The organism is Phycicoccus duodecadis, from assembly GCF_002846495.1.
Taxonomy (GTDB): Bacteria; Actinomycetota; Actinomycetes; order Actinomycetales; family Dermatophilaceae; genus Phycicoccus; species Phycicoccus duodecadis.
The window spans coordinates 2,547,847-2,573,477 of sequence record NZ_PJNE01000001.1; the positions used below are offsets into that span (position 1 = coordinate 2,547,847).

Annotated in this window: 21 protein-coding genes; 9 read left to right on the forward strand and 12 right to left on the reverse strand. The window is 74.2% G+C overall.

Annotation, left to right across the window (positions count from 1 at the left end; genetic code table 11):
- Positions 1-90 precede the first annotated feature (90 nt).
- Positions 91-1,593, reverse strand: a complete 1,503-nt coding sequence (locus ATL31_RS11865; RefSeq protein ID WP_101395949.1) for an NCS2 family permease — start codon at positions 1,591-1,593, stop codon at positions 91-93.
- 124 nt (positions 1,594-1,717) lie between these two features.
- On the opposite strand from ATL31_RS11865, the gene ATL31_RS11870 reads away from it, so the two are divergent.
- Entirely contained in the window at positions 1,718-1,978 is a 261-nt protein-coding gene (locus tag ATL31_RS11870; protein ID WP_101395950.1) for a DUF2530 domain-containing protein, read from the forward strand.
- A 25-nt stretch (positions 1,979-2,003) separates the two neighbouring features.
- On the opposite strand, the gene ATL31_RS11875 is transcribed toward ATL31_RS11870, so the two are convergent.
- Both ATL31_RS11875 and ATL31_RS17120 read right to left on the reverse strand, forming a co-directional pair.
- Positions 2,004-2,750 carry a DUF3027 domain-containing protein gene (locus ATL31_RS11875; protein WP_101395951.1) on the reverse strand — a complete coding sequence of 249 codons (747 nt, stop codon included), beginning with the start codon at positions 2,748-2,750 and terminating at the stop codon, positions 2,004-2,006.
- A complete protein-coding gene (locus ATL31_RS17120) occupies positions 2,750-3,148 on the reverse strand; it encodes a cold-shock protein (protein ID WP_101395952.1) in 399 nt (132 codons plus the stop codon). Before ATL31_RS17120 ends, ATL31_RS11875 begins: the two co-directional genes overlap by 1 nt.
- A 432-nt stretch (positions 3,149-3,580) precedes the next feature.
- On the opposite strand from ATL31_RS17120, the gene ATL31_RS11885 reads away from it, so the two are divergent.
- Positions 3,581-4,576, forward strand: a complete 996-nt coding sequence (locus ATL31_RS11885; protein WP_342749470.1) for an MFS transporter — start codon at positions 3,581-3,583, stop codon at positions 4,574-4,576.
- Positions 4,577-4,685: 109 nt separating this feature from the next.
- On the opposite strand, the gene ATL31_RS11890 is transcribed toward ATL31_RS11885, so the two are convergent.
- From ATL31_RS11890 to ATL31_RS11900, 3 genes are all read right to left on the reverse strand, one after another.
- Entirely contained in the window at positions 4,686-5,558 is an 873-nt protein-coding gene (locus ATL31_RS11890; RefSeq protein WP_101395953.1) for a hypothetical protein, read from the reverse strand.
- A gap of 82 nt (positions 5,559-5,640) precedes the next feature.
- Positions 5,641-6,579 (reverse strand): hydroxymethylglutaryl-CoA lyase, encoded by a 939-nt coding sequence (locus ATL31_RS11895; RefSeq protein WP_101395954.1) that lies wholly within the window; start codon positions 6,577-6,579, stop codon positions 5,641-5,643.
- A 49-nt stretch (positions 6,580-6,628) separates the two neighbouring features.
- Positions 6,629-8,725, reverse strand: coding sequence for a PD40 domain-containing protein (locus ATL31_RS11900; protein WP_101395955.1), 2,097 nt, complete (start codon positions 8,723-8,725; stop codon positions 6,629-6,631).
- 204 nt (positions 8,726-8,929) lie between these two features.
- Between ATL31_RS11900 and ATL31_RS11905 the strand changes: the two genes are divergently transcribed.
- The 5 genes from ATL31_RS11905 (at position 8,930) to ATL31_RS11925 (ending at position 15,299) form a co-directional block, all read left to right on the forward strand.
- Positions 8,930-9,643, forward strand: a complete 714-nt coding sequence (locus ATL31_RS11905) for a response regulator transcription factor (RefSeq protein WP_101395956.1) — start codon at positions 8,930-8,932, stop codon at positions 9,641-9,643.
- Entirely contained in the window at positions 9,643-11,148 is a 1,506-nt protein-coding gene (locus ATL31_RS11910) for a sensor histidine kinase (protein WP_101395957.1), read from the forward strand. Before ATL31_RS11905 ends, ATL31_RS11910 begins: the two co-directional genes overlap by 1 nt.
- Before the next feature lie 66 nt (positions 11,149-11,214).
- Positions 11,215-12,720, forward strand: coding sequence for a S1C family serine protease (locus tag ATL31_RS11915; RefSeq protein WP_101395958.1), 1,506 nt, complete (start codon positions 11,215-11,217; stop codon positions 12,718-12,720).
- Positions 12,721-12,804: 84 nt separating this feature from the next.
- A complete protein-coding gene (locus tag ATL31_RS11920) occupies positions 12,805-14,592 on the forward strand; it encodes a DUF2339 domain-containing protein (protein WP_101395959.1) in 1,788 nt (595 codons plus the stop codon).
- Between the two features lie 14 nt (positions 14,593-14,606).
- Positions 14,607-15,299, forward strand: a complete 693-nt coding sequence (locus tag ATL31_RS11925) for an HD domain-containing protein (RefSeq protein ID WP_143598384.1) — start codon at positions 14,607-14,609, stop codon at positions 15,297-15,299.
- Here the strand turns inward: ATL31_RS11925 and ATL31_RS11930 are convergent.
- Positions 15,280-16,056 (reverse strand): DUF4031 domain-containing protein, encoded by a 777-nt coding sequence (locus ATL31_RS11930; protein ID WP_101395961.1) that lies wholly within the window; start codon positions 16,054-16,056, stop codon positions 15,280-15,282. The genes ATL31_RS11925 and ATL31_RS11930 overlap by 20 nt on opposite strands.
- 120 nt (positions 16,057-16,176) lie before the next feature.
- On the opposite strand from ATL31_RS11930, the gene ATL31_RS11935 reads away from it, so the two are divergent.
- Complete coding sequence (locus ATL31_RS11935; protein WP_101395962.1) at positions 16,177-16,467, forward strand: WXG100 family type VII secretion target; 291 nt, start codon at positions 16,177-16,179, stop codon at positions 16,465-16,467.
- 6 nt (positions 16,468-16,473) lie between these two features.
- Here ATL31_RS11935 and ATL31_RS11940 read toward each other — a convergent pair whose 3' ends face one another.
- From ATL31_RS11940 to ATL31_RS11955, 4 genes are all read right to left on the reverse strand, one after another.
- A complete protein-coding gene (locus ATL31_RS11940) occupies positions 16,474-16,983 on the reverse strand; it encodes a GNAT family N-acetyltransferase (RefSeq protein ID WP_342749472.1) in 510 nt (169 codons plus the stop codon).
- A 74-nt stretch (positions 16,984-17,057) separates the two neighbouring features.
- Entirely contained in the window at positions 17,058-19,607 is a 2,550-nt protein-coding gene (locus ATL31_RS11945; RefSeq protein ID WP_101395963.1) for an ABC transporter permease, read from the reverse strand.
- Position 19,608: 1 nt separating this feature from the next.
- The gene (locus tag ATL31_RS11950; RefSeq protein WP_101395964.1) at positions 19,609-20,385 is read right to left on the reverse strand and encodes an ABC transporter ATP-binding protein; all 777 of its coding nucleotides are present in this window, start codon (positions 20,383-20,385) and stop codon (positions 19,609-19,611) included.
- Between the two features lie 58 nt (positions 20,386-20,443).
- Positions 20,444-22,243, reverse strand: coding sequence for an alkaline phosphatase D family protein (locus ATL31_RS11955; protein WP_101395965.1), 1,800 nt, complete (start codon positions 22,241-22,243; stop codon positions 20,444-20,446).
- A 160-nt stretch (positions 22,244-22,403) separates the two neighbouring features.
- Here ATL31_RS11955 and ATL31_RS11960 point away from each other — a divergent pair, with 160 nt between their 5' ends.
- A complete protein-coding gene (locus ATL31_RS11960; RefSeq protein ID WP_143598385.1) occupies positions 22,404-23,741 on the forward strand; it encodes an NYN domain-containing protein in 1,338 nt (445 codons plus the stop codon).
- 197 nt (positions 23,742-23,938) lie between these two features.
- Here the strand turns inward: ATL31_RS11960 and groL are convergent, their stop codons facing one another.
- Positions 23,939-25,564: a chaperonin GroEL gene (gene groL, locus ATL31_RS11965; protein WP_101395967.1), complete on the reverse strand. Its 1,626-nt coding sequence runs from the start codon at positions 25,562-25,564 to the stop codon at positions 23,939-23,941.
- Positions 25,565-25,631 lie beyond the last annotated feature (67 nt).

The window sequence follows — 25,631 nt, forward strand, 5'->3', positions numbered from 1 at the left end:
GGCTCATGCACGAGACCCCGGCTCGCAGCCGGGGTCTCGTGCGCTTTTCGGGGTGACCCCGAAAAGCCGGGGCGGGTGGGGCGGGTGGGATCAGCCGGTGAAGACCGCCGTGATGGGCTCGATGAAGAAGTAGACGACGAACAGGCCGGCCGTCACCCACATCATCGGATGCACCTGCGCGACCTTGCCGCGCACGATCTTGATCAGCACGTACGCCACGAAGCCGGCGCCGATGCCGACCGTGATGGAGTACGTGAACGGCATCAGGATGATCGTCAGGAACGCCGGGATGGCGATCTCGACGTCGTCCCAGGCGATCTCCTTGACCTGCTGCATCATCAGGAAGCCCACCAGCACGAGCGCCGGCACGGCAGCCTCGTTGGGGATGATCTCGACCAGCGGCGCGAAGACCACGGCCACCAGGAACAGCAGACCGGTGACGACCGACGCGAGCCCGGTGCGGGCCCCCTCCCCGACACCCGAGGCGGACTCGATGTAGGAGGTGTTCGACGAGACCCCGGCCGCGCCACCGGCAGCCGCCGCGATCGAGTCGACGACCAGGATGCGCTGGGTGTTGGGCGGGTTGCCCTCCTCGTCGAGCAGGCCGGCCTCGGCCCCGATGGCCGTCATCGTGCCCATGGTGTCGAAGAAGTCGGCCAGCATCAGGGTGAAGATCAGCAGCACCGCCGCCACGACACCGACCCGCGAGAACGACCCGAGCAGGTTGAACTCCCCCAGGGTGCCGAAGCTGATCGGGTCGATGTGGTCGGGCCAGGCGGGGACGTTGAGGTTCCAGCCCCGCGGGTTGACGATGTTGTTGCCGGCGGAGTCCTGGCCGGTGACGGTGGGACCGACCTTGGCGAGGGCCTCGATGACGAAGGCGACGACCGTCATCGTGATGATCGAGATGATGATGGCGCCCTTCACCTTGCGCACCCAGAGGGCGATGATCAGCACCACGCCGAGCGCGAAGACCAGGGTGGGCCAGCCGGCGAGCTGCCCGCCGATGCCGAGCTCGACCGGCACCGGGCCGGTGCCGGTGCGACGCACGAAGCCGGCGTCGACCAGCCCGATGAGGGCGATGAAGAGCCCGATGCCCACCGAGATCGCGACCTTGAGCTGGGCCGGGACGGCGTGGAACACCGCCTGCCGGAAACCGGTGAGGACGAGCACGAGGATGACCACGCCCTCGATGACCACCAGCCCCATGGCGTCGGCCCACGTCATCTTGCTGGCGATGGCGTAGGCGACGAAGGCGTTGAGCCCCAGGCCGGTCGCGAGCGCCAGCGGGTAGTTGGCGACGAGCCCCATCAGGATGGTGAGCACGCCGGCCACCAGGGCGGTGCCGGCCGCGATGGCGGGCAGGTTGGGGGCGGCGCCCCCGCCGAGGAACTTGCCGTCGGCGTCCTTGACGAAGCCCAGGATGAGCGGGTTCAGCACGACGATGTAGGCCATCGTGAAGAAGGTGGCGACGCCGCCGCGGATCTCGCGGCCGAGGGTCGAGCCCCGCTCGCCGATGTGGAAGAAGCGTTCGAGGGGGGAGCCCGGGGCGGCGCTGTTGGCGGGCCCGGCGGTGGTGGAGGTCTCGGCCATGGCGGCAGGTTAGTGGTGTCGCGGCGCCGACGCGTGACCGGTGCCGACGGCGAGACGGGGTGGCTCACAGGTGGGGCCCGGGTCCGACCCGGCCGGCCGGCGTCCCCGTGGCTACGCTGGCCCCGTGACCGACCAGACCCCCGGACCGGCCCGAGCCCCCCTCGGGGAGTCGGCACCGGTCGACCCGCCCTCCGTGCCGGCGCGCAGCATCGCCCTGTTCGGGACCGGCGTCTGGGTACTGGCGCTGGTCGTCAGCCTGCTGGTCCCGGCCCTGCACACCGGCCCCCGCTCGTGGTGGCCGTGGGCGTGCGTCACCGGCATCGCGCTCGGCGTGTTCGCCTGGGGCTACATCCGCCGCGGGCGCGGGAACGCCGCGGGGGCCTGAGCGAGCCGCCCGCTCCCGCTCGGGCTCAGGAGAGCTCGACCGCGGTGTCGTCGAGGATGGGCTCACCGACGCGCTCGGGCGTGGGCGCCGGTGCGTCGGCCTCGGAGTGCGCGCCGCAGCCGTGGTCGAGGCTGACCACGCGCCCGTCGGAGGGCGACCACGCGTTGGCACAGACGCCGAAGACCGCGCGCAGCGCCCCGGGCATCGGCAGGAAGAACCCGCAGGACGAGCACGCCATGGGGGCCTTGACCGCCACGGCGGCCTCGGGCCCGGAGTCTCCTTCGTACCAGCGCTGCGCCGCGGCCTCGCGCCCCTCGGCCGAGAGCACGCGCGGGCGGCCGAGCCCGAGCTCCCAGAAGGCCATCGCGTCGACGTCCTCGTCGCCCGTCGCCTCGAAGCCGGCCTCGAGCAGCGGGTCGTCGGCGACGAAGGGGGTGATGTCGCCGGGGCCGAGGTCGCCCGGGGCGAGCCGCTCGGCGTAGGGGACCCACTCGGGGGAGAGGACGGCACCCTCGCCGGGGACCAGCTCGACCTCGCATACGGTGACGAGCTTGGACCGGGGCACCCGCGCGACGGAGACGGCCCAGCGCCATCCGACGTAGGCGGTCGACGAGGAGGCGAAGTAGTGCGTCGCGAGGCGCTCCTCGACCATCTCCATGCCGAGGTGCTCGCCGACGCTGTCGCGCTCGGCGACGGCGACCAGGGCCTCACGCGCGGTCTCGACGGCGCCCCGGAGGGTGGCGTCGGGCCGGACGGCGGTGGCGGCGGGCATCAGAGCTCGAGGTCGTCGGCGACGGCGTGCAGGACCTGGGCGACCTTGTTGCCGTGGGCCTTGTCGGGGTAGTGGCCGCGGCGCAGCGACTCCGAGACCGAGTCGAGGAGCTTGATGACGTCCTCGACGATGACGACCATCTCGTCGGCGGGCTTGCGGTCGCGGATCTTGCGGTTCGCGGAGACCGACGGCGCGGGGTCGAGGAGCTGCACCGTCATGGCCTGGGCGCCGCGGCGGCCCTCGACGATGCTGAACTCGATGCGCTGGCCGCCCTTGAGGCCGGGGACGCCCTGCGGGAGCGCGGAGGCGGGGACGAACACGTCGCCCTCGCCGGCGTCGCCGGAGACGAAGCCGAAGCCCTTCTCGGCATCGAAGAACTTCACCTTGCCAGTCGGCACGGTCCACCTCACCCATCGTCTGCGTCCGGCACCCGGAGCGGGCACCAGGGCCAAGGCTAACCGGTGTGGGCCATGGCGCGTGGCAGGGTTCTCGCATGCCCGCCCCGTCCGAGACCGTCGTACCGGCACCGTCCGAGGTCGAGCACCGGCTCACCCTGCGCGGCTTCTGGGGTGCGCTCCCGACGCCGGGGCGCTGGCTGCTCTCCACCACGGCCGTCTCCACGCTGGGGCGGGGGATGACGCTGCCGTTCACCGTCATCTACATGCACGAGGTCCGGGGGATCCCCCTGGGGGTGGCCGGGCTGCTCATGGGGTTGCTGGGCCTGGTGGCCGTCGCCGTCACCGCACCGGTCGGCGTCCTCACCGACCGGCTGGGGGCGCGGCCCGTCGTCATCGCCGGTCTGCTGGCGCAGGTGCTGGGGGGGGGTCGTCATGGCCTTCGCCACCACGGTGCCCGCGCGGGCGCTCGCCGTGGGGCTCCTGGGCGTCAGCTTCGGCATCGGCTGGCCGGCCTTCAACGCGATGATCGCCGGCATCGTGCGCGGCCGGCTGCGCACCCAGTACTTCGGCGTCAACTTCGCGCTGGTCAACCTCGGCATCGGGCTGGGCGGGGTCGTCAGCGGCTTCCTCACCGACGTCAGCCGGCCCGGCACCTTCACCGCGATCTTCCTCGCCGACGCCGGGTGCGTGCTGGTACCGGTGGCGTTGCTGCTCGGGCCGCTCCGCGCGGTCGCCGGGCGACCCGAGCAGGCCGCGGCGGGCGAGGCGCCGGGCAGCGGCTACCTCGCCATCCTGCGGCGCCCGTCGGTGCTGTGGGTCACGGCGCTGACGTTCCTCTCGAGCTTCGTCGGCTACGGGCAGATGGAGGCGGGCTTCCCGGCCTTCGCGCGGCAGGTCAGCGAGGTCTCGACGCGCACCATCGGCCTGGCCTTCGCCGCCAACACCGCCGTCATCGTGCTGCTCCAGTTCCTGGTGCTGCGGCGCATCGACGGGCGCCGGCGCACCCGCGTCTTCCTCGTGCTCGTCGGCCTGTGGGTGGCCGCGTGGTCGCTGCTGGGCACGACCGGGCTCGTCGCGGGCACGCTGGCGGCGGCCGCGGGTGTCGTGGTCTTCCACGTGCTGTTCGGGCTGGGCGAGACGCTGCTGCAGCCCACCGTTCCGGCCATCGTCAACGACCTGGCGAGCGACCGCGACCGGGGCCGCTACAACGCGGTGTCGGCCATGGCCTTCCAGGTGGGGGCGATCGCCGCCCCCGTCACCGCCGGGTGGCTGCTCGACCGCCGGCTGGCGGGGGTCTTCGTGGGGATGCTGGTCGTCTGCCTGGGCCTGGTCGCTCTCCTGGCGCTGGCGCTCGAGCGCGTCGTCCCGCCCGCGGCCAACGATGTACCCGTCCGCGAGGTCCCCCCTGCGGTGTCCGCGACGCGCTGACCACCCACCGCCCCGCCGGGCTGACCCGTCGGAGGTAGCCGGCCCACCCGCACCCGCGCGCCCACCCTGGGGAGCACCCATCCGGTTGCTCCCCAGGGTGGGCGGGGGCTCAGTCGCCGGCGACCACCAGCACGGCCTTCAACCCCTGCTTCGCGGCCAGTACGCGCACGGTCGAGCCGACCGCCAGGGTGTCCGCACCCGGCGTGATGGTCGAGGCGTCGAGCACGTAGGTGGCACTGAAGCCGTCACTGCTCTTGACGGCCAGGCTCGCGCCCGGCGTACAGGCGCTCACCTGGCCGGACTGCACGACCATCACGGCCGGGGCCCCCGTCACCGACGTGGTGAACTCACCGTGCAGCACGGCACCGAGGCCGCCGAGGCCCTTCATCTCGCCCATCCCGGGCATCGGGCGAGCGCCGTCGCCCTGACCGTTCCCGCCCTGCTGGCGACCGGGCGGCAGCGCCTGGCCGTTGGGGTCCTGGCGGCCCATGCCGTTGCCGCGCCCCGGGCCGCTCTGGCCCTGGCGCCCCATGGCGTTGCCGCGCCCCGGGCCGCCCTGGTCCTGGTCGCGCCCGAAGGAGGTGCCCGCGCGGCCGTCAGCCGTCATGCCGTGGCCGCGGTCACCGACCAGGGCGGCCCCGAGCCCGATGAGCGCGACCAGCAGCACGACGCTGAGCACGCCGATGGCGGCGAGCGCCACGCGGCCGCCGCCCGTGGCACGGGCTTCGTCCCACGCGCGGCGCACCGAGCCGGGCGGACGAGGCGTCGAGCCCCAGCCGGGGGGCGGCGCGGCGGCCGCCGTGGTCCACGCGGGAGCGGCGGTGGGCGCAGGAGCGGCCGTCGCGGGCGGCCCGCTCACCGGCTCGTGGGCCGGAGGCGGAGCGTCACCCGGAGCCGGCGCCTCGAGCGGGGCGGTCTCGTCCGTGGGCGCAGGCGTGCCCTCGTCCGGGGTCTGCGGGTCCTGGGGTCGACGGGTGGCCATGCCTCATCATCCGCCCCAGCCAGGACGACGGCCCCGCCCGGCCCCGGGTTCACACCGAACTCACAGGTGCGAGGAGCCGGTCTCAGCCGCCGGTGAGGGCCGTGACGACGCGCGACGGCGAGGGGCGGCCGAGCTGTTCGGCCATCCAGGAGGAGGTCGCGACCAGTGCGTCGAGGTCGAGGCCGGTCTCGACGCCCGCGCCGTCGAGAGCCCAGACGAGGTCCTCGGTGGCGAGGTTGCCGGTGGCGGACTTCGCGAACGGACAGCCCCCCAGGCCTCCGGTGGAGGCGTCGACCACCGAGACCCCGTCCCGCAGTGCGGCCAGGGTGTTGGCCAGCGCCTGCCCGTACGTGTCGTGGAAGTGCACCCCGACCTGCTCGGGGCCGATGCCGGCCGCGGCCAGTGCCTCCAGGAGCCGGTGGACGTGCCCGACGGTGCCGACGCCGATGGTGTCGCCGAGCGAGAGCTGGTCGCAGCCGAGGTCCATCAGGCGCCGGCAGACGTCGACGACCTGGGCCACCGGCACGGGCCCCTCCCACGGGTCGCCGAAGCACATCGAGACGTAGCCCCGCACCCACAGCCCCTCGGCCCGGGCCCGCTCGACCACCGGGGCGAACATCCCGACCGACTCCTCGACACTGCGGTTCAGGTTCCTGCGGGCGAAGGTCTCGGTGGCGCTGCCGAAGATCGCCACCGCCCCCACCCCGGCCGCCAGCGCCCGGTCCAGACCGCGCAGGTTCGGGACCAGCACCGGCCGGCGCGGCCCCCGGCCGGCGTCGCCCAGCAGCGCCAGCACCTCCTCGGCGTCCGCCAGCTGCGGCACCCAGCGCGGGTCGACGAACGAGGTCGTCTCGACGGTCTCGAGCCCCGCGGCCAGCAGCCGTCGGACGAACTCGGCCTTCACCGCCGCCGGCACGACACCCGACTCGTTCTGCAGCCCGTCGCGCGGCCCCACCTCGTACACGGTGACGCGCCGCGGCAGCGACGGGTCCGGCTCGACCTGCGGCAGTGCTCGGCTCATCCCCCGATCCTGACACGGCCGACCCCGCTCGGCAGCGCCCGTCGGACCGTCAGGTCTTGCGGACCCCGAGTCCGTCGACGATCACCGGCCGGCCCTTGGTGTGCACCCTCAGCGTGATGGTCCCGCTGCGCAGCGACGTGGCCGAGACCGACCGCAGCTGCTTGGTCCGGGTGGTCGACGAGTAGAGCCCGACCGACCCGATGCGCGTCGAGCCGACGTAGACGTCGAGCGACCCGCAGGTCGGACAGGTCGTGACCACGAGCACCACCTGGCGCACGTACGCCCCGGACCGGGTGAGCGAGGTGCCGGCCGTGGTCGAGCGGCTCAGGGTCCGGGAGTAGGCCGATGAGTAGGACAGCCGCGACCAGCCCGCTCCGGCGACCAGCGAGCGGTCGTCGAGCGGGCGCAGCGTGCAGCGCTCGGCCGACCATCCCGAGACGTTGCCGAAGACGTCGCGCGCGCGCACCGAGAAGCAGTACTCGTAGCCGATGGACGGGGACACGGTGATCGACCGCACGGTCGTCCCCGTCCATGCCCGCGGCTGGACGTAGGAGGTGTAGCGGGACGAGGACCAGCGCGCGTACCGCATCCGGATGTCGTAGCTCGCGACGCCCGAGACGTCGGTGGCGCCGTACGTCAGCGTGACGCTGGTCCCCAGGACCGCCGCGGGCAGCGCCGACATCGACACCACGGGGCCGGTCGCATCCGCCGTCCAGGTGTGTACGGCCGACCCGACGTGTCCGAAGGGGTCGGTGGCCGTGACCTCGAGGGTGTGGGTACCCGACCGCACGCTCCCGCGGAAGCCGCCGTCGCACCGCGGGACGGGCAGCGCGTCGACGGTGCAGACCACGGAGAGGCCGGCCACCGGGACGGTGTCGTCGACCACGCGGACCGGGAGCGAGACCGACCCCGAGGTGCGCGTCGGCGCTTTCGGGAAGGAGACGGCCGGTGCGGCCTGGTCGGCCCGACGCCACGCCAGGGAGTGGATCGGGAGCCCGCCGGACGGAGTGGCCGTCGTCGTGCTCCCCTCCCCGCCCGCCTCGTCGGCCCGCCACAGCGTGACCGCGTCGTCCGCCCCGGGCCGGTAGGTCGGGACGGCCAGGGCCGCCCCGTCCGGCGACCACGCCGGCGCCCCGAACGTCTCGTCGAGGGTGTCCGCCCGCAGCCGGGTGGTCACCCTCCCCCCGCTGACGGGCAGGGTCCGCACCTCGGCGAACCCGTCGGACGTGAGGGCGCCGAACGCCACCAGGTCCCCGCGGGGCGAGACCTGGGGGCTGTCCGCGCCTTCGGATCCACCGAGGGCGCCGCGGGTGCCGTCGAGGCCGATCCGCAGCATCCCTCCGTCGATCTCGTCGACCGCCAGGACCGCACCACCGTCGGGGAGGAACGTGGGGTGGGCGGCCCCGTCGCCCCCGGGGAGAGGCTCGGCGGGCGCGCCGTCGGACGAGGTGGAGACGCACCAGATCGCGGGCGTCCCCTGGTGGGCGTCCCGGGTGTAGCAGACCCGCGAGCCGTCCGGCGACCAGGCCGGGCCCAGCTCGTCGGCGGTGGGGTCGTCGACCAGCAGCCGGGCGGCGGGGCCGTCCGGGGCGGTCGGGCGTACCCACAGCGAGGTCGCGCCGAGGGCCGGGTCCCGGACCTCGTAGGCGACGGAGCGCCCGTCCGGTGAGACGGCGGGCGCGCCGACGGCCTGCATCGTGGACCAGGGCACCGGGGTGCCGTCGCCGACCGGCGCCGACAGCAGGTCCGGGGTGTCGCCGGCCGCGAGGACCAGCTCCTCGGACGCACCGACGACCGGAGCGGAGGAGCCCGTGGTCTGGGCTCCCCCCGACGTCGACGTGACGACGAGGCGGTACGTCGACGTGGCCCCGGGAGTCACGGTGTCGTCGACCCAGGAGGTCGCGTCACCGGGCAGGTCGGCGACGCGGACCCAGGGGTCGCCGTTGTCGGAGCGGTCGACCTCGACGGCGCCGGCCGACCCGTCCGACATCCAGGTGACCAGGGTCCGACCGAGCAGGGCGGTCGCGGACGGGTCCCAGGCCGCGGACGCGGCCTGCAGCGGCACGGCGACCCATCCCGCCACCACCAGGGACGCGGCGACGGCCAGCGTCCCCCACCCCCCGGCACCACGGCGCGCACCGCGCACGGCACTTCTCCTCGACGGTCGGCTCCCGGCCCGGGCGTGGACCTGCCCAGACCCTACGAGCCGGCGCTCCCCCGGCTCCGGCGGACGGGAGGGATTCCGTCCGATCGGACGACCCGCTCGCCCCGCCTGCTGGGCGGCCGGATCGGACGAACGTCACAGCCGACGTCCAGACAACTCCCAGACAACGGGCGGACACTGAGCAGCGTGAGTACCACCCAGGTCCCCGAGGCCCGCCTCCTCGTCGTCGAGGACGAGCCGAACATCCGCGAGCTCCTCGCCACGTCGCTGCGCTACGCCGGCTTCGACGTCGCCACCGCCGCCAGCGGCTCCGAGGCCCTGAAGGTGGCCGGCGACCACGACCCCGACCTCTGCGTGCTCGACGTCATGCTGCCCGACATGGACGGCTTCACCGTCACCCGCAGGCTGCGCGACCAGGGCCGCCGGCTGCCCATCGTCTTCGTCACCGCCCGCGACTCGGTCGACGACAAGATCAAGGGCCTGACCGTCGGCGGCGACGACTACGTCACGAAGCCGTTCAGCCTCGAGGAGGTCGTCGCGCGGATCCGCGCCGTGCTGCGCCGGACCCGCGGCGACGCCGACGAGGAGCGCCAGGTCCTCACCTTCGAGGACCTCGAGCTCGACGAGGACTCGCACGAGGTCCGCCGGGCCGGGCGCGTCATCGAGACCAGCCCCACGGAGTTCAAGCTGCTCCGGTACCTGATGCTCAACCCCAACCGGGTGCTGTCGAAGTCGCAGATCCTCGACCACGTCTGGGACTACGACTTCCGCGGCGAGTCCGGCATCGTCGAGTCCTACATCTCCTACCTGCGCCGCAAGATCGACAGCGACGGCGCCCCCGCGCTCATCCACACCAAGCGCGGCGTCGGCTACGTCCTGCGGCTGCCTCCGCAGGGCTGATGTCGGCCCCCACCGCCACCCCCGCGCGCACGGAGCCGCACCCGGCCGAGGTGGCCGCCCCGTCGCACCGCCCCTCGTCCCCGCTGCCCCGCCTGGTGCGCCGGCTCGAGGCCATCCCGCTCCGGACCCGGCTGCTGCTGATCGTCGGGCTGCTCGTGGGAGCGGCCCTGCTGTCGACCAGCATCGTCACGGCGTACCTGCTCAAGAGCGACCTCGACGCCCGCGTCGACGCCGAGCTGCGCAGCGTCCTGTCGCCGGTCGCGACCCAGGCCCTCACCGACCTGCGCTCGCAGACCGACGACCCGCTGCCGACGAGCTATGCCTTCGCGCTCTCGACCCCGCAGGGCCAGGTCACGCGCCTCCCCACGGGGCAGAAGACGGCCCCGGACTGGCCGGCCCTCAAGGCCGCCGACCCGCGCGTGGCCCGCCAGATCCCCTTCACCGTCGAGTCCGTCGGGAGCCGGATGCAGTGGCGCTTCGTCGCCGCGCCGGTCGCCAACAGCGATGCCGTCGTGGCCGTGGGCGTCCCGCTCGAGACGGTCACGCACACCGTCACCCGGCTGCTGCTGTCCACGGCCCTGCTCGGCACCCTGGCCCTGGTCCTCTCCCTCGTGCTCGGGCACTTCGCCGTCCGCCGTGCCTTCCGGCCGCTGCGGCGGATCGAGGACACCGCCGCCACCATCGCCGCCGGTGACCTCACCCAGCGTGTGCCGGTGCGCCAGGCCGACGACGAGGTCACCTCGCTCTCGCGCAGCCTGAACGTGATGCTCGCGCGCATCGAGTCCTCCTTCGCCGTGCGCGAGGCCAGCGAGGAGCGGATGCGGCAGTTCGTCGCCGATGCATCGCACGAGCTGCGCACGCCGCTCGCGACCGTCCGCGGCTATGCGGAGCTCTACCGGCAGGGCGCGGTCCGCGACCCGGAGGGCGTGGCCACGGCCATGGGCCGCATCGAGGCCGAGTCGGGCCGGATGAGCACGCTGGTCGAGGACCTGCTGGTGCTGGCCCGCCTCGACGAGCAGCCCGAGGAGCGGCCCACCGACGTCGACCTCACCGTGCTGGCCGCGGACGCCGTGGCCGACGCCCGCGTGCGCGCCCCCGGCCGCCGCATCCAGCTGCTCGGCCGCGACGGCGAGCTCGGGGCCACCGTCGTGCGCGGTGCGGAGCTGCGGCTGCGCCAGGTCGTCACCAACCTCGTGGCCAACGCGCTGCGGCACACCCCGGACGGCACGCCCGTCGAGGTCGTGGTGGGCGTCGACGCCGGCGTCCCGGTCCTCGAGGTCCGTGACCACGGCGACGGCATCCCGCCCGACATCGCCACCAAGGTCTTCGAGCGCTTCTTCCGCGCCGACCCCGCGCGGGGCCGTGTCACCGGCGGCAGCGGCCTGGGCCTGGCGATCGTCGCCGCCATCGTGGCGGCCCATCACGGCCGGGTCGGCGTCGCCCAGACCCCCGGCGGCGGGGCGACCTTCGTGGTCCGCTTCGCCCAGCAGACTCCCAGCCACTGACCAGCCTCCGTCCACCAGAGGGGCGTTGAGTGTAGTCAACAGACAACGAAGGAGCGCGAGCCAACGATGAGCGACCAGCAGCACACCCCCCCGACCGGCACCGGCCCCGACGGGACCGCCCCCCAGTGGTACACCCCCCGCAGCAGCACGACGACCGCCGACCGGTCCGCGGGTGACCACACGCAGACCGCCACGTACGACCAGCAGCCCACCGGCTCCGGCGCCCCGGGCACCCCGTCCCCCGGTACCGACCCCTACCGCGCGGCCCCCCACGGCTCCGCGCCGTCCCCCTACGCCACCCCCCACCCCCCGACGGCCCCGATGGCCCCTCCCCCTCCCTCGGGGCCCTTCGGGCCGTCGGGGCACTCGTCCGGGCCGTCGGGCTCCTCCTCCTCAGGGTCCGGACGTCGCCGCGCGGCGGAGCTCACCGCCGTCGCGGTCCTGGCCGCCATCCTGTCCGCCGGCGGCACGGTGGCCGCGACCCGGCTGGTCGACGACGCGCAGGCCCCGGCCACGACGCAGTCCTCGTCGACCCAGCCGGGTCGCGGCAGCGACGCGGCGCCGGTGCAGCAGGCCAACGCCAACGCGCCGGACTGGACGGCCACCGCGAGCGCCGTCGCGCCGAGCGTGGTCGCGATCACCGCGACCCTCCCGAACGGCATGGCCCAGGGGTCCGGCGTCATCATCGACGACTCGGGCCACGTGGTGACCAACAACCACGTCGTCGCCGGCGCCACCAAGCTGCAGGTCACTCTCACCGACGGGCGTACCTACTCGGCGCAGGTCCGCGGTACCGACCCGTCGACCGACCTCGCGGTCATCACCATCGACCAGGCGCCGAGCGACCTCACCCCGATCACGATGGGTGACTCCGACGCGCTCGAGGTCGGCGACCCGGTGATGGCGGTCGGCAACCCGCTGGGGCTCGCCGGCACCGTCACCACGGGCATCGTCAGCGCCCTCAACCGCCCCGTCACGACGCAGGCGGAGGAGCCGCAGCAGCAGAGCCCCTTCAACGGCGGCTTCCAGCAGCAACAGCAGCCGGCCAGTGGGCCCGTGGTGACCAACGCCATCCAGACCTCGGCCGCGATCAACCCGGGCAACAGCGGCGGCGCGCTGGTGGACGCATCGGGTCGGCTCGTGGGCATCAACTCGGCCATCGCCTCACTGGGCTCCTCGAGCGGCGGCCAGTCGGGCAGCATCGGGATCGGCTTCGCCATCCCCGTGACCGAGGTGCAGAACATCGCCAAGCAGCTGATCGCCAACGGCGAGGCCAAGCACGCCTTCCTCGGCGTCGTCCCGCAGAACGGGTCGGCCTCCGACGGGTCGGCGACCCTGGCCGGCGCCGAGATCGTCTCGGTCGAGCCCGGCACCCCGGCCGCGGCCGCGGGTCTGAAGAAGGGCGACGTGATCGTCGCCGTCAACGGCGACGCCGTCGACTCGGCCGAGTCGCTGGTCGGCTACGTCCGCGAGCAGACCATCGGCGCCACGGTGAAGCTCACGGTCCTGCGCGACGGCAAGCGCGTCCAGGTGCAGGCCACGCTGGCCGAGCGGAACGCCACCACCGGCTGACGTCGCATCCCGGACGGGGCGCCTGAGCACGGCTGAGTAGCCGTGCTCAGGCGCCCAGTTCGTGCTGCCGGGACGCTGGTGGGCATGACCCACCGTGACCAGGTGCTGCAGCTCGAGCGCGAGTTCGCCGACGCGATGCAGCGGATGTACACCGTCGGCAACGGCCTCGCGCGGCTGCGCGCCGACCTCGAGCAGACCTCTCCCGCAGCCGCTCCGGCCGCGGCGCCCGCGATGGTGGCGGCGGTGCCGGCGGCGCCCGTCCGTCCGGCGGCGCCGTCCCCGGTGCCCCCGCCCGCCGTCCCCCGCGAGCCCTGGTACCGGCGCGAGGGCGCCATCACCCGCGTGCTGGCGGTCGCCGGCGCCGGTGTGACGCTGTTCGGGGTGGCCCTCCTGCTCGTCCTGGCCGTACGCCAGGGCTGGTTCGGCCCCGGGGCGCGCGTCGCCGCCGGCGCCGGCCTCGCCGTCGTCCTCGGCGCGCTCGGGACGCGTGGAGGGGCGCGTGACCGGGGCCGCGGGGCGGCCGTCGGCAGTGCCCCCGTCGCGCTCGTCGCGACGGGGGCGGCGGCGGCGTACCTGGACGTCGTCGCGGTCACCGCCCTCTACGGCTGGGTGCCGCCGGTGGTGGGGCTCGCGCTCTGCGCCGCCGTCGCGGTCGCCGGGCTGCGTCTGGCCCGGGTCTGGTCGAGCGAGCTGTTGGCGGTGCTGATGGTCGCCGGGGCGGCGCTCCTGTCGCCGGTCGTGGCCGGCGACCCCGGGTGGCTGCTGTGCGCCGTCCTGGCCGTCCTCTCGCTCGTCGGGTGGTGGGCGGGCGCGGCCGCCCCCGCTCCTCGCCTCACCGTCGTGCGGTCCGTGCCGGTCGGCCTCGCCCTGGTCGCCGGGTCCGTCGGGGCGGCCGACCAGCGCCTGGGTCTGCTGGCCGTGGCCGCCGTAGTGCTGGTGACGACGCTGGCCACCTCCGCCCTGTCGCTGCGCCGCCACCCCGGGGCGGTGGCCGACCTCGTGGCGGTCGGGGTCGCGGTCGTCGGGGTCCTGGCCGTCTGCGCCGCCCAGGCCGACGCGCTCCGCACCCTGTCGTACGCCGCCACCGCGGCCGTGCTCATGCTGGCCGCCGCCACGGGCCGCCGGGCGCCGCTCGGCCCGCTGCCCGCCGGCTTCGTCGCGACCACCACCGCCTCCGGTGCCGTGGCGGCGGTGCTGGCCGTCCTGTCCGGCGCGCCCCAGGGCTTCGTGGCCACGGGGCTGCTCCTGCTGGCTCTGGGCCAGGTCGCGGCGGCCGGGGCCACCCGGTCGAGGATCTCGCTCGGGGTCGCCGCCGGCCTGTCGCTGGTCGCGCTCGCGGCGTGGTCGCCGCACCCGGTGGCGATGCTCTCGCTCGGCCTGGCCCGGGGTCACGACCTGCCGGTGGCCTTCGTCGACAGCGGCCTCGCCGTCGCGCTGGTCGCGCTGCTGGCGTGGGCGGTGGCCGGGATCCGCGGCATCGGCGACGACGCCCGACGCGCCGTGCGGGTGGCCACGCTGCCCGTCGCCCTCGTCGCCGGCGCCACCATGGTCGTGAGTGTCCTGACCCTGGCCGGGGCCCGCTTCGGTGACGCGCCGCTGGGGTTCGTCGGCGGCCACGCGATCTCGACCGTCGGCTGGATGGTCGTGGCGGGCGGGCTGCTGCTGCGCTCGCTGGACCGGCCCGACCCCGACCTCACGGTGCGGCTCGGGCTGGCCCTGGTGGCGGTCGCCGTCGGCAAGCTCTTCCTCTTCGACCTCGCCGCCCTCGACGGAGTGGTCCGCTCGCTCGCCTTCATCGTCACCGGCCTGCTCCTGCTGGCCATCGGCAGCCGCTACGCGCGGGCATGGGAGCAGCGGCGCCGCTCGGCCTGAGGGTGTCACCACCCGTGACGTCCGCCGCCCGGTTCTGCCACAGTGTCCCGGTGCAGGGGCTGTCGGGACGCTGGGTGGAGGACGTGCGCTCGGCGCTGCCCCGCGCGGACGAGGCCGCCGTGGCCGCCGTCGGCCGCGACCTGCTCACCCGCTGGGACGAGCCGCACCGCCGCTACCACGGACTTACGCATCTCGCCGAGGTGCTCGCGGCCGTCGACCTGCTGGCGCGGGAGGGCTCGCTGCCCGCCGGGGCGCGCACGGTGGCCCGGCTGGCCGCCTGGTTCCACGACGCGGTCTACACGGTCGGGGGCGCCGACGACAGCGAGCGGCGCAGCGCGGCAATGGCCCGCGAGTCGCTGGCCCTCCTGGGCGCAGGCGCCGCCCTGGTCGAGGCGGTCGCGACGGCCGTGCTCGACACCGAGCGGCACGAGCTGGGCGACGGCCCGCGCGATCCGGCGCGCACCGTGCTGCACGACGCCGACCTGTGGATCCTGGCTGCGCCGACCCCTCGCTTCGACGAGTACTGCGCGCAGGTCCGCGCCGAGTACGGCGACGTCCCACCGGCCGACTACGCCGCCGGGCGCAGTGCCGTGCTGCGACCGTTCCTGGTGCGGGGCCACGTGTACCTCACCGATCACGCCCGACGCGGCTGGGAGGACGCCGCGCGCGAGAACCTCGCGCGTGAGCTCACCCGCCTCGCGGGCTGAGCACGGCCGCGGCGAGCGGCCACCAGAACGTGTGGCCGCACAGCCGTTCGAGCTCGGCGGGGGTCACCCACCGACGGTCGGAGCTGTCGTCGTGGGTGGTGGTGAGCGGTGGCCGGCGGCCGGTGACACCGGCTCCGTACAGCTGGAGGAGATCCCGCCCGCAGGCCCAGGGGCCGGAGCCCTCGACGCCGCGGAACCGTTCGTACCCGAGGGGACGGAGCGCCTCCCCCTCCAGGACCAGGCCGGTCTCCTCGTGGACCTCGCGGACCGCGTTCTCCCGCACCGTCTCGCCCTCCTCGCGACCACCGCCGGGCGCTCCCCACTCGTCGCGCCACACCGAGTGCACGACGGCGAGGTCGTTCGAGGCGTCGTGGACGAAGACCAGCGCGGCGAAGACGCGGGCGGCATCCGCCTCGCGGTCGGACACGATGAGGTCGACGTCGACGACCACACCGTCCGCCAGACGCACGTCGCGCACCCGGGCCACGCCGCGGTCGCCGCGCCGCTTCTGCATCCGCAGCCCGCTGGCGACAAGCGCCCGCAGCAGCTCGCGGCCGTCCGTGGGGCGGGCGCCGGCGGCGACCACGGCGGCGTACCGCTCCTCGGGGACGTCGTAGTGGTCACCCTCGAAGCCCCGGGGCGGGATGCCGCAGCCGCGTGCGAACGCGTGCAGCTCCTCGAGATCGGAGTCGCTGACCAGGTGCGACCACCGCCGGCCGTGGGCCTCGAACCGCGGCGGGTCGATGAGGATGGTCACCGGCCGATCGTAGGCGGCGCCGCGGGGGCTGTGGATAACTCGAGGACCGTGGTCGCGCGTCGGCCTACGGTCGTGGGCAGAGGTCGGCCACCCGGGCCGACCGCCGCCGAAGGGGGTCCCATGGCCGCACAGTTCCAGGTCGACACCGACCGCATCGCCGCCGCGAGCGCCGACGTCGCCCGCATCTCCGCCGAGATCGACGGGCAGGTGGCCGTCATGCTGGCGCGGCTCACCGGTCTCCAGGACGCCTGGACCGGCACCGCGGCGGGCCAGTTCCAGGGGGTCGTCACCCAGTGGCGGGGCACCCAGCAGCAGGTGCGTCAGTCACTCGACGCCATCGGGCAGGTGCTCGGGGCCGCCGGGGCGCAGTACGCCGAGGCCGAGGCCCAGGCGGTGCGCATGTTCACCTGACCCGGCTCAGCGCAGGTCGAGCTTCATCCCCGCGTGCGAGTGCACCCAGCCGAGCCGCTCGTAGAACCGGTGGGCGTCGGTGCGTCGCAGGTCGGTGGTCAGCTGGGCCAGCACGGCGCCACGGGCCCGCCCGTGGTCGACCGCCCAGGCGAGCAGCGCGGCACCGAGCCCGGCGCCGCGCGCGGTCGACGCGACGCGGACGGCCTCGACCTGCAGGCGGGTGGCGCCCCCACGCGACAGGCCGTGCAGGAGCGTCAGCTGCAGCGTGGCCACCACCGCGTCGGTGGCGTCGCGGACGACCACCAACAGCTGGTGGGGGTCGGCGTCGACGGCCGCGAAGGCCCGCAGGTACGGGCCGAGCTCGTCGGCGCCGGCCTCGCGGCCGGCCCCCAGGGCGTCGTCGCGCAGCAGGGCGACGACGGCGGGCACGTCCTGCGCGCGAGCCCGGTCGACCACGAAGGGCCCGCCGTCGAGGTCGAGCCGGTGCGGCAACATCGTCCCCGGCCGGTCGTCCACGGGGTCGACCGTACCGGGGCGACGGACCGGTCGCGGCCGGTCCCCGCTCGGCCGGTGCACCGGCCCCGGCCGGCTCACTGGGTGGCGATGGCCTTCAGCACGTCGAGGCGCGCCGCCCGCCGCCCGGGCCACACGGCCGCCAGCACCCCCACCACGCCGGACAGCGCGACGAAGCCGACGAGCTGGAGCCACGGGACCGCGAGCACGTCGATGCCGTCGTCGGCCAGGGACCGCTGGAGCGCCACCGCGAAGACCAGGCCCAGCACGACACCCAGTACCGCTCCCAGGACCGCGATGAGCACCGACTCCAGGCGCAGCATCGTGCGCAGCTGGCGCCGGCTCAGCCCCACGGCCCGCAGCAGCCCGATCTCGCGGATGCGCTCCACCACCGACAGCGCCAGGGTGTTGACGATGCCGAGGACGGCGATCACCACGGCCAGCCCGAGGAGGGCGTAGACGATGAAGAGCAGCTGGTCGATGGGTCTGCGCTGCTCGGCGGCGTACTGCGCCTGGTCGGCCACCGTCACGGTGGGCAGGTCGGCCACCGCCTTGTCGAGCCCGGCGCGCACCGCGGCCCGGTCGGCTCCCGGGGCGGCCACGACGTAGGCGGTGCGGTCGGTGGGGGGCACCCCGAGGGCGTCGAAGGCGGCGAGCGACATGGTGACGTCGCCCTGGAGGACGGCGTCCGGGGTGTACGTCGCCACCACGGGGGCCTTCACGACGTCGCCGGCGAAGTCGACCTCGACGCTCGAGCCGACCGCCAGCCGGTGGTCGGCGGCGTAGGTGCCTGACAGCGCGACACCGGCGTCGCCCAGGTCGGTGAGGGAGCCGGTGAGGACAGCGGGGCGGGCGACCCGGACCACCGCCGCGGGGTCGACCGCGGTGGCGAACTGGCGGTCGCCGGCGATGTCGAGACGGGCAGCCCGGACGCGGACCACCTCCTGCACCCCGGTGACCTTCTCGGCCGCGTCGGTGACCGTGGCCGAGAAGCCCTGGCCCACCACGCTGGAGATCACGTAGTCGGCCACGACGTCCTCGGCCAGCGACTTGTCGATGCTCGCCTTGGCCGAGGCACCCAGCACCGACATCAGGGTGACCAGAGAGACCCCGATCATGAGGGCCGACGCGGTGGCGCCGGTGCGCCGGGGGTTGCGGCGCGCGTTCTGCTCGGCCATCCGCCCGACCGCACCGAACAGCCGCCGGAAGACCAGCCCCAGGACGGCCAGCACCGGCCGGCCCAGCACCGGGCTCAGCAGGGCCGTCCCCACGAGGACCCCGAAGGTGCCGAGCCCGAGCACGTAGGTCGGCTCGCTGCCCCATCCGGCCAGCCCACCGGCCATCCCCACGACGCCGGCGAGGAACATGACCGCGCCGGTGACCAGCCGCCGGCGCATCCCGCCCTCGGTGGAGGCCGCGTCGTCGCGCATGGCGGCCACCGGCGGCACCCGCCCGGCCCGGCGCGCGGGGAGGTAGGCCGCCACCACGGTGACGAGGACGCCGACGACCAGGGCCACGACGACGGTGCGTGGGCGCAGCACCAGCTGGGCCGCGCCGAGGTCGAGCCCGACCCGCCCGAACACCCAGCGGATGGCGACGGCCAGCAGGATGCCGAGGCCGATGCCCAGCGTGGACCCCACCAGCCCGACCACCGCGGCCTCGACCAGCACGGTGCGGGCCACCTGCCGGCGGCTGGCGCCGATGGCCCGCAGGAGTGCGAGCTCGCGGCTGCGCTGGGCCACCAGGATCGAGAAGGTGTTGACGATGAGGAACGCCCCGACCGTCAGCGCCACCCCGGCGAAGACCAGCAGGAAGGTCGTGACGAACGAGAGCGCCTCGTCGATGCGCGAGGCGGCCCGCGCGGCGGTGGCGTCGCCGGTGGCGGCCTCGAAGCCGGTCGGCAGCACCTTCGCGACGGCGGCCTTGAGCGTCTCCTGGCTGGTGCCGGGGGCCGCGGTGACCCACACCTGGGACCACGCGTCGGCGCCCTCGAGGTAGAGCTGCTGCGCCTGCCGGTCGTCGAGCATGACGACGCTGGCCCCGACCAGCGACGTGCCGGCGAAGTCGGCCGTGCCGACCAGGGTCAGCTCGACCCGCGGCCGGGCGCCGGCGGTGACGATGGGCACACGGTCGCCCAGCCGGTAGCCGGCGCGCGCCGCGGTGTTGGCGTCCAGGAGCGCCTCCCCCGGGGCGGTCGGCCACCGCCCCCGGTCGAGGGTGGCGGTGGGGACGCCGTTCGCGGCCGGCCCGTCGCTGTAGGAGACGGCGATGCCGGGCGGCCCGTTGCTGCCGACGAGCTTGCCGTCCTTGCCGACCACGTAGGTGCCGAAGGTGGTGATCCGGCCGTCGGCCCGCGCCGCCCCGGGCACCGCGGCCAGCTCGCGGACCAGGCTGTCAGGCACCGTGCGGGTCCCGCCGGCGCCGGCGCCGGGGCCTCCCGAGCCGCCGTCGGCGCGCACGATCACGTCGCCGACCGCCCCGCTAGTGAGCCCGGTGAAAGCCCGGTCGAGGGTGTCGGTGAAGACGTAGGACCCGGCGACGAACGCGACGCCCAGGATGACCGCGACCCCACTGAGCAGCAGCCGCAGCTTGTGGGCGAGGATGCCCCGCCAGGTGGCTCGCAGCATCTCAGGCCCCGGCGACCGAGAGGCGCGCCATCCGGTCGAGCACGGTCTCGGGGGTGGGCTCGCGCAGCTCGTCGACCACGTGGCCGTCGGCGAGGAAGACGACCCGGTCGGTCCAGCTCGCGGCCCCGGGGTCGTGGGTGACCATGACGACGGTCTGGTCGTGGATGTCGACGGCCCGCCGGAGGAAGCCCAGCACCTCCGCCCCCGACGTCGAGTCGAGGTTGCCGGTGGGCTCGTCGGCGAAGACCACGTCGGGGCGCCCCATGAGCGCGCGGGCGCAGGCGACACGCTGCTGCTGGCCGCCGCTCAGCTCGCCGGGGCGGTGGCCGAGGCGGTCGCGCAGCCCCACGGTGTCGACGACCTCGTCGAACCAGGCCGGCTCGGGGCGGCGGCCGGCGATGGCCAGCGGGAGCAGGATGTTCTCCTCGGCGGTCAGGGTGGGCACCAGGTTGAACGCCTGGAACACGAAGCCGATGCGGTCGCGGCGCAGCTCGGTGAGCCGGCGCTCCTTGAGGCTCGTGAGGTCGACGTCGCCCAGGAAGACCTGGCCGGACGAGACGGCATCGAGGCCGGCGGCGCAGTGCATCAGGGTCGACTTGCCCGAGCCCGAGCGGCCCATGATGGCGGTGAACTCGCCGGCGTGCAGGTCGAGGGTGACGTCGTCGAGGGCCACCACGCGGGCCTCCCCCGAGCCGTAGACCTTCGAGAGGTTCTGGACGCGGGCCGCGGGGCGGCGCGCGGAGGCGGGCGGGGCGGAGGTGGGGTCTGCGACCGTCATGCGTCGTCCTCGGGGAGCGGGGGTGCAGGCGGGAGGCGCACCCTGCGTGAGCACAACGCTAGGCGACGCTCTCGCGGTTCCGCCGTCCGGGGGCGCCCTGGTCGGACCCCGGGACCTCGGCCTGCGGACGCGGCGCGGCGTCCCTGCCCTCGACCATCCCGTCGACACTCGACGAGGGCACCTCGACCGACCAGACGCGTTGCAACAGAGGGTGATCGTGGTCGTGGTCGACGACGACGCCGGTGACCCAGGTGAGCTCCATCCCGTCGGGCACGACCCGGCAGAGCGCGATGTTGTTGTCGAACCATGGGCCCTCGGTGACGGTCCAGGGGTAGCGCGGGTCGGGCACGCGGCGCGAGCGCGAGGCCAGGAACCGCATCGGGCGCACGAGCGAGCGGGTGAGCATCGAGACCGCTACCCGCACCCCCCGCGGCATGGGGTTGCGGATGGGTGAGCACACGGCCTGCACGATGCGCGACGCCGCCCCGTGCCGCGTGGCGCCGGTGACCTCGGCGAAGTAGGAGTTGTGCACGTCGCCCGAGAGGAAGGTGACCGTCTGCGGTGGGCGGCCGCGATGGCCTCGGGCGAGGTCCATGACCATCTCGAAGACCTCGTCGAAGCCGGTGCTGAAGGCCGCCCAGTGCTCGAGATCGATGGTGCGCCGCAGGTGCTCGGCCACGCGCCCGGCGCGGCGCCCGTAGGCGCCCTGGGCCACCGCCTCGTCGATGGCCTCGAAGTCGTGCAGGCCCGGCGGGAGCAGGAAGGGCAGCGAGGTGCCGACGAACACGTGCTGGTGCCCGCCGCGCAGGGTGTCGTCGAGCCATCGGGTCTCGGCGCGGTCGAGCATCGAGCGGTGGTCGGGCTGCAGGTCGCGCGCGGCGCGGGAGTCGAGGACCACGAGCAGCGAGTCGCCGAGCGCGCGGGTGTGGCTCCAACGGTAGGACTCGGGCTGGGCGTCCGCGCGGGCTGCGAGCCGGTCGAGCGCGTCGGTCAGGTCGAGCTCGTCACCGGCGCCGCTCGCCGCGTGGGCCAGCACGTGCCGGTAGACCTCCTCCTGGGCGAGCTCGGCGGGCGAGAGGTTGCCCAGGTGCTGGTGCACCCAGTACGCGGCCAGCCCCGAGACGATGCGTTCCTGCCACCACGTCGTGGTCCGGATGTCCCGGCGCCACGACCACGACGTGTTCCAGTCGTCACGGATGTCGTGGTCGTCGAAGATCATGGCCGAGGGGATGGTCGACAGCGCCCAGCGGATGACGGGGTCGCCCCAGGTCAGCCGGTAGAGCTCGTCGTACTCGGGGTAGTCCTTGATCTCCTCGTACGGCGGCTCGTCCAGGCTGCGGCGGCTGCGCATGAAGTCCTCGAGCTCGCCGTGCGGGGTGGTGTCGGCGTACACCTGGTCGCCGAGCAGCAGCAGGAGGTCGGGCCAGCCGGCCGCGGGGTCGTCACGCAGCGTGACGGCCAGGCTGCGCAGGGCGTCGACGCCGTGCAGCGCCGTCCCGGCGTCGTCCTGGCTGCCCAGCGTGCGGCATGAGCCGAAGGCGAAGTAGGGCAGCCGCTGGGGGTCGAGGGTGCGGATGCGGCTGGCGGCGGCGCCCGGGAGGGGCCACACCGGGACGCCGTCGACGGACACCGTGTAGGGCTCGTCGGTGCCAGGGGTCAGTCCGTCACAGATGACGAGGGCGTAGTGCGAGCCGTGCACCCCGAAGGTCGGGACGCTCCAGGTGCGACCGTCCCGCTCGACCTGCACCCGGGCGGCCTCCGCCGTACGCACCCACACCGTGGCCGAGGTCTCGTCGACCCAGCGCAGCAGCGGGCCGAGGACCAGCGGCCCGGCGGCGTCGGCGGGGGACGGGCTCATCCCCCCATCCTGCCCGCGGCACCTGTCCGGCGGCTGTGGGGGAACACCCCGGTCCGACCCCGGGGGTCGGGCGCTTCCGGTGGTGGGCCGGGTCCGGCTAGGCTGCCGACCTTGGCGACGGCCTGAGGGAGGTCGGTCGACGGGGCGAGGGGTGGGGCTCATGCGGCGTTCAGCGTTGTTCATCGACTTCGACAACTTCTTCAGCGGACTGCTCGGCGCCGACCCGGCGGCCGCGATCGCCGCGGTGGAGAACCCGGGGACCTGGCTTCGTGGGCTGGAGCAAGGTCCTGCCGGCGAGGCGCTGCGGCGGTGGCTGGTGCTGCGGTGCTACCTCAACCCAGCGGGCTCGGTCGCCGACCCCCGCGACCCCGGGCGACGGCTCTACTTCTCGACCTTCCGGCCGTTCTTCACCCAGGCCGGGGTGGAGGTCGTCGACTGCCCGAGCCTCACCAAGTCCGCGAAGAACGGCGCCGACATCCGCATCGTCGTCGACGTCATGACCACACTGCAGACCGCGACCGGCTTCGACGAGCTCGTCATCGCCTCCAGCGACGCCGACTTCACGCCGCTGCTCCAGGTCGTCCGAGCGCATGACCGCCGCATCGCCATCATCGCGACGTCCACCACCGCCCGCGCCTACGAGGCCCTGGCCCACGAGGTGCTCGACGAGGCGGCCGTGTTCGGACTGGCGGCCGGACGCGCGGAGGACGGCCCGCGGTCGACCACGGGCTTCGGCACCGTCGATGGTGACGAGGCCGTCGCTCCCATCGCAGCCGACGCCCCGCGGCTGGACGAGGCGCGCTCCGCCCCGCTCGCCGCCGCGCCTCCGGATGGCACGGAGGACGAGCCCCTCAACGACCCTCGTGCGAGATTCGAGGAGCTCGTCCGGGCGCAGTACCAGGACGCGGACGCCGCTCTGAACCTCGCGACGCTGTCCACCGGCCTGGTCGCGGAACTCGGCCCCGTGGCCACCGGGACGCACTGGTTCGGCAGCGGAGGCTTCGTAGCCGCGTTGCGCAGGCTGTCGCTGCCCGGAGCCCAGTTCTCACAGCACCACGTCTGGGACGAACGCCGTCACGAGACGCCGCCGATCGCGCCGCGGTCGACGCCGGACCTGCCGGCCACGGTCTCGCGCGTGGCGGCGGTGTCGAGCCTGCCCCGCATCCCCAGTTCGTCGTGGCCTGTCGTCTACGGCACCCTCGAGGCCTACTGCGTGACGCATGACTTCGACTTCAGCGAGGCGACCAAGTGGGCCCGCGACCAGGCCGTTGCCGAGGGCGTCGAGATCTCCCGCCAGGCATTCAGCTACGCGGTGCGCGCCTGCCGCAACGCCGGGACACCCCTGACCGACCAGCCCGGTCCGGACGCGGAGACGATCGGTCGGGCCCTCCTGGCGAGCGTCCTGCAGCAGTGCGAGCTGGCCGGGCTCGACCTCGCGGACGACGAGCGGGCCGAACTCTCGGGGTGGCTGCACGTGGTGGGCAGCCCCGAGGACTGAGATCGCCGGCATCCGGCGGCTCGAGACCCCGGCTCCTCCGCGAGACCCCGGCTCCGAGCCGGGGTGAGGCCGGCTTTTCGGGGTGACCCCGAAAAGCCGGGACAGGTGAGGTGGGGCGAGGACGCTCTGGACGGAGGACGCCGACGGGCGCCCCTCCGGCTGGAGGAGCGCCCGTCGGTGCGTGACGTGGGGTGGGCTCAGAAGCCCATGCCCCCCATGTCGTCGCCACCCGGCATGGCCGGAGCGGCCTTCTCGGGCTTGTCGGCGATGACCGCCTCGGTGGTGAGGAACAGCGCGGCGATCGACGCGGCGTTCTGCAGCGCCGAGCGGGTCACCTTGGCCGGGTCGATGACGCCCGCGGCCACGAGGTCGACGTACTCGCCCGTGGCGGCGTTGAGGCCCCAGCCCGGCTCGAGGTTGCTGACCTTCGCGGCCACGACCCCGCCCTCGAGACCGGCGTTGATCGCGATCTGCTTGAGCGGCGCCTCGATGGCGACCCGGACGATGTTCGCGCCGGTCGCCTCGTCACCCTCGAGGTCGAGGGTGGCGAACGCCTTGGCCCCGGCCTGGATGAGGGCCACGCCACCACCGGCGACGATGCCCTCCTCGACGGCGGCCTTCGCGTTGCGGACGGCGTCCTCGATGCGGTGCTTGCGCTCCTTGAGCTCGACCTCGGTGGCCGCGCCCGCCTTGATGACGGCGACGCCGCCGGCGAGCTTGGCGAGGCGCTCCTGGAGCTTCTCGCGGTCGTAGTCGGAGTCCGACTTCTCGATCTCGGCGCGGATCTGGTTGACCCGACCGGTGATCTGGTCCTGGTCACCAGCACCCTCGACGATGGTCGTCTCGTCCTTGGTGACGACGACCTTGCGGGCCTTGCCGAGCAGCGACAGGTCGGCGGTGTCGAGCTTGAGCCCGACCTCCTCGCTGATGACCTGGCCGCCGGTGAGGATCGCGATGTCGCCGAGCATGGCCTTGCGACGGTCGCCGAAGCCGGGGGCCTTGACGGCCACGGACTTGAAGGTGCCGCGGATCTTGTTCACCACGAGGGTGCTGAGGGCCTCGCCCTCGACGTCCTCGGAGATGATCAGCAGCGGCTTGCCGGACTGCATGACCTTCTCGAGCAGCGGCAGCAGGTCCTTGATGGACCCGATCTTGGAGTTCGCGATGAGGACGTAGGGGTCCTCGAGCACGGCCTCCATCCGCTCGGTGTCGGTGACGAAGTAGTGGCTGATGTAGCCCTTGTCGAAGCGCATGCCCTCGGTGAGCTCGAGCTCGAGGCCGAAGGTGTTGCTCTCCTCGACGGTGATGACGCCTTCCTTGCCGACCTTGTCCATGGCCTCGGCGATCATCTCGCCGATCTGGGGGTCGGCGGCGCTGATCGACGCGGTCGCGGCGATCTGCTCCTTGGTCTCGACGTCCTTGGCCTGGGCCAGGAGCTCGTCGGACACGGCGGCTACGGCCTTCTCGATGCCGCGCTTGAGCGCCATCGGGTTGGCGCCGGCCGCGACGTTGCGCAGACCCTCGCGCACCAGGGCCTGAGCCAGCACGGTCGCCGTCGTCGTGCCGTCGCCGGCGACGTCGTCGGTCTTCTTGGCGACCTCCTTGACGAGCTCGGCGCCGATCTTCTCGTAGGGGTCGTCGAGCTCGATCTCCTTGGCGATGGAGACGCCGTCGTTGGTGATCGTGGGCGCGCCCCACTTCTTCTCCAGCACGACGTTGCGGCCCTTGGGGCCCAGCGTGACCTTGACGGCATCGGCCAGGGTGTTCATACCCCGCTCGAGACCGCGGCGTGCCTCTTCATCGAAAGCGATGATCTTGGCCATTCGGGTGGTTCCTCCCACGCGAATCGAAGGTGGTGACCGGTCGGTGCCCGCGACGGACGGGCCGGGG

Coding starts and splice junctions, on each gene's coding strand:
- ATL31_RS11885 (WP_342749470.1), top strand. CDS start 3,581: ATGGCCTTCGCCACCACGGTGCCCGCGCGGGCGCTCGCCGTGGGGCTC.
- ATL31_RS11920 (WP_101395959.1), top strand. CDS start 12,805: ATGACCCACCGTGACCAGGTGCTGCAGCTCGAGCGCGAGTTCGCCGAC.
- ATL31_RS11960 (WP_143598385.1), top strand. CDS start 22,404: ATGCGGCGTTCAGCGTTGTTCATCGACTTCGACAACTTCTTCAGCGGA.
- ATL31_RS11950 (WP_101395964.1), bottom strand. CDS start 20,385: ATGACGGTCGCAGACCCCACCTCCGCCCCGCCCGCCTCCGCGCGCCGC.
- groL (WP_101395967.1), bottom strand. CDS start 25,564: ATGGCCAAGATCATCGCTTTCGATGAAGAGGCACGCCGCGGTCTCGAG.
- ATL31_RS11875 (WP_101395951.1), bottom strand. CDS start 2,750: ATGCCCGCCGCCACCGCCGTCCGGCCCGACGCCACCCTCCGGGGCGCC.
- ATL31_RS11935 (WP_101395962.1), top strand. CDS start 16,177: ATGGCCGCACAGTTCCAGGTCGACACCGACCGCATCGCCGCCGCGAGC.
- ATL31_RS11945 (WP_101395963.1), bottom strand. CDS start 19,607: ATGCTGCGAGCCACCTGGCGGGGCATCCTCGCCCACAAGCTGCGGCTG.
- ATL31_RS11955 (WP_101395965.1), bottom strand. CDS start 22,243: ATGAGCCCGTCCCCCGCCGACGCCGCCGGGCCGCTGGTCCTCGGCCCG.
- ATL31_RS11895 (WP_101395954.1), bottom strand. CDS start 6,579: ATGAGCCGAGCACTGCCGCAGGTCGAGCCGGACCCGTCGCTGCCGCGG.
- ATL31_RS11910 (WP_101395957.1), top strand. CDS start 9,643: ATGTCGGCCCCCACCGCCACCCCCGCGCGCACGGAGCCGCACCCGGCC.
- ATL31_RS11890 (WP_101395953.1), bottom strand. CDS start 5,558: ATGGCCACCCGTCGACCCCAGGACCCGCAGACCCCGGACGAGGGCACG.
- ATL31_RS11915 (WP_101395958.1), top strand. CDS start 11,215: ATGAGCGACCAGCAGCACACCCCCCCGACCGGCACCGGCCCCGACGGG.
- ATL31_RS11865 (WP_101395949.1), bottom strand. CDS start 1,593: ATGGCCGAGACCTCCACCACCGCCGGGCCCGCCAACAGCGCCGCCCCG.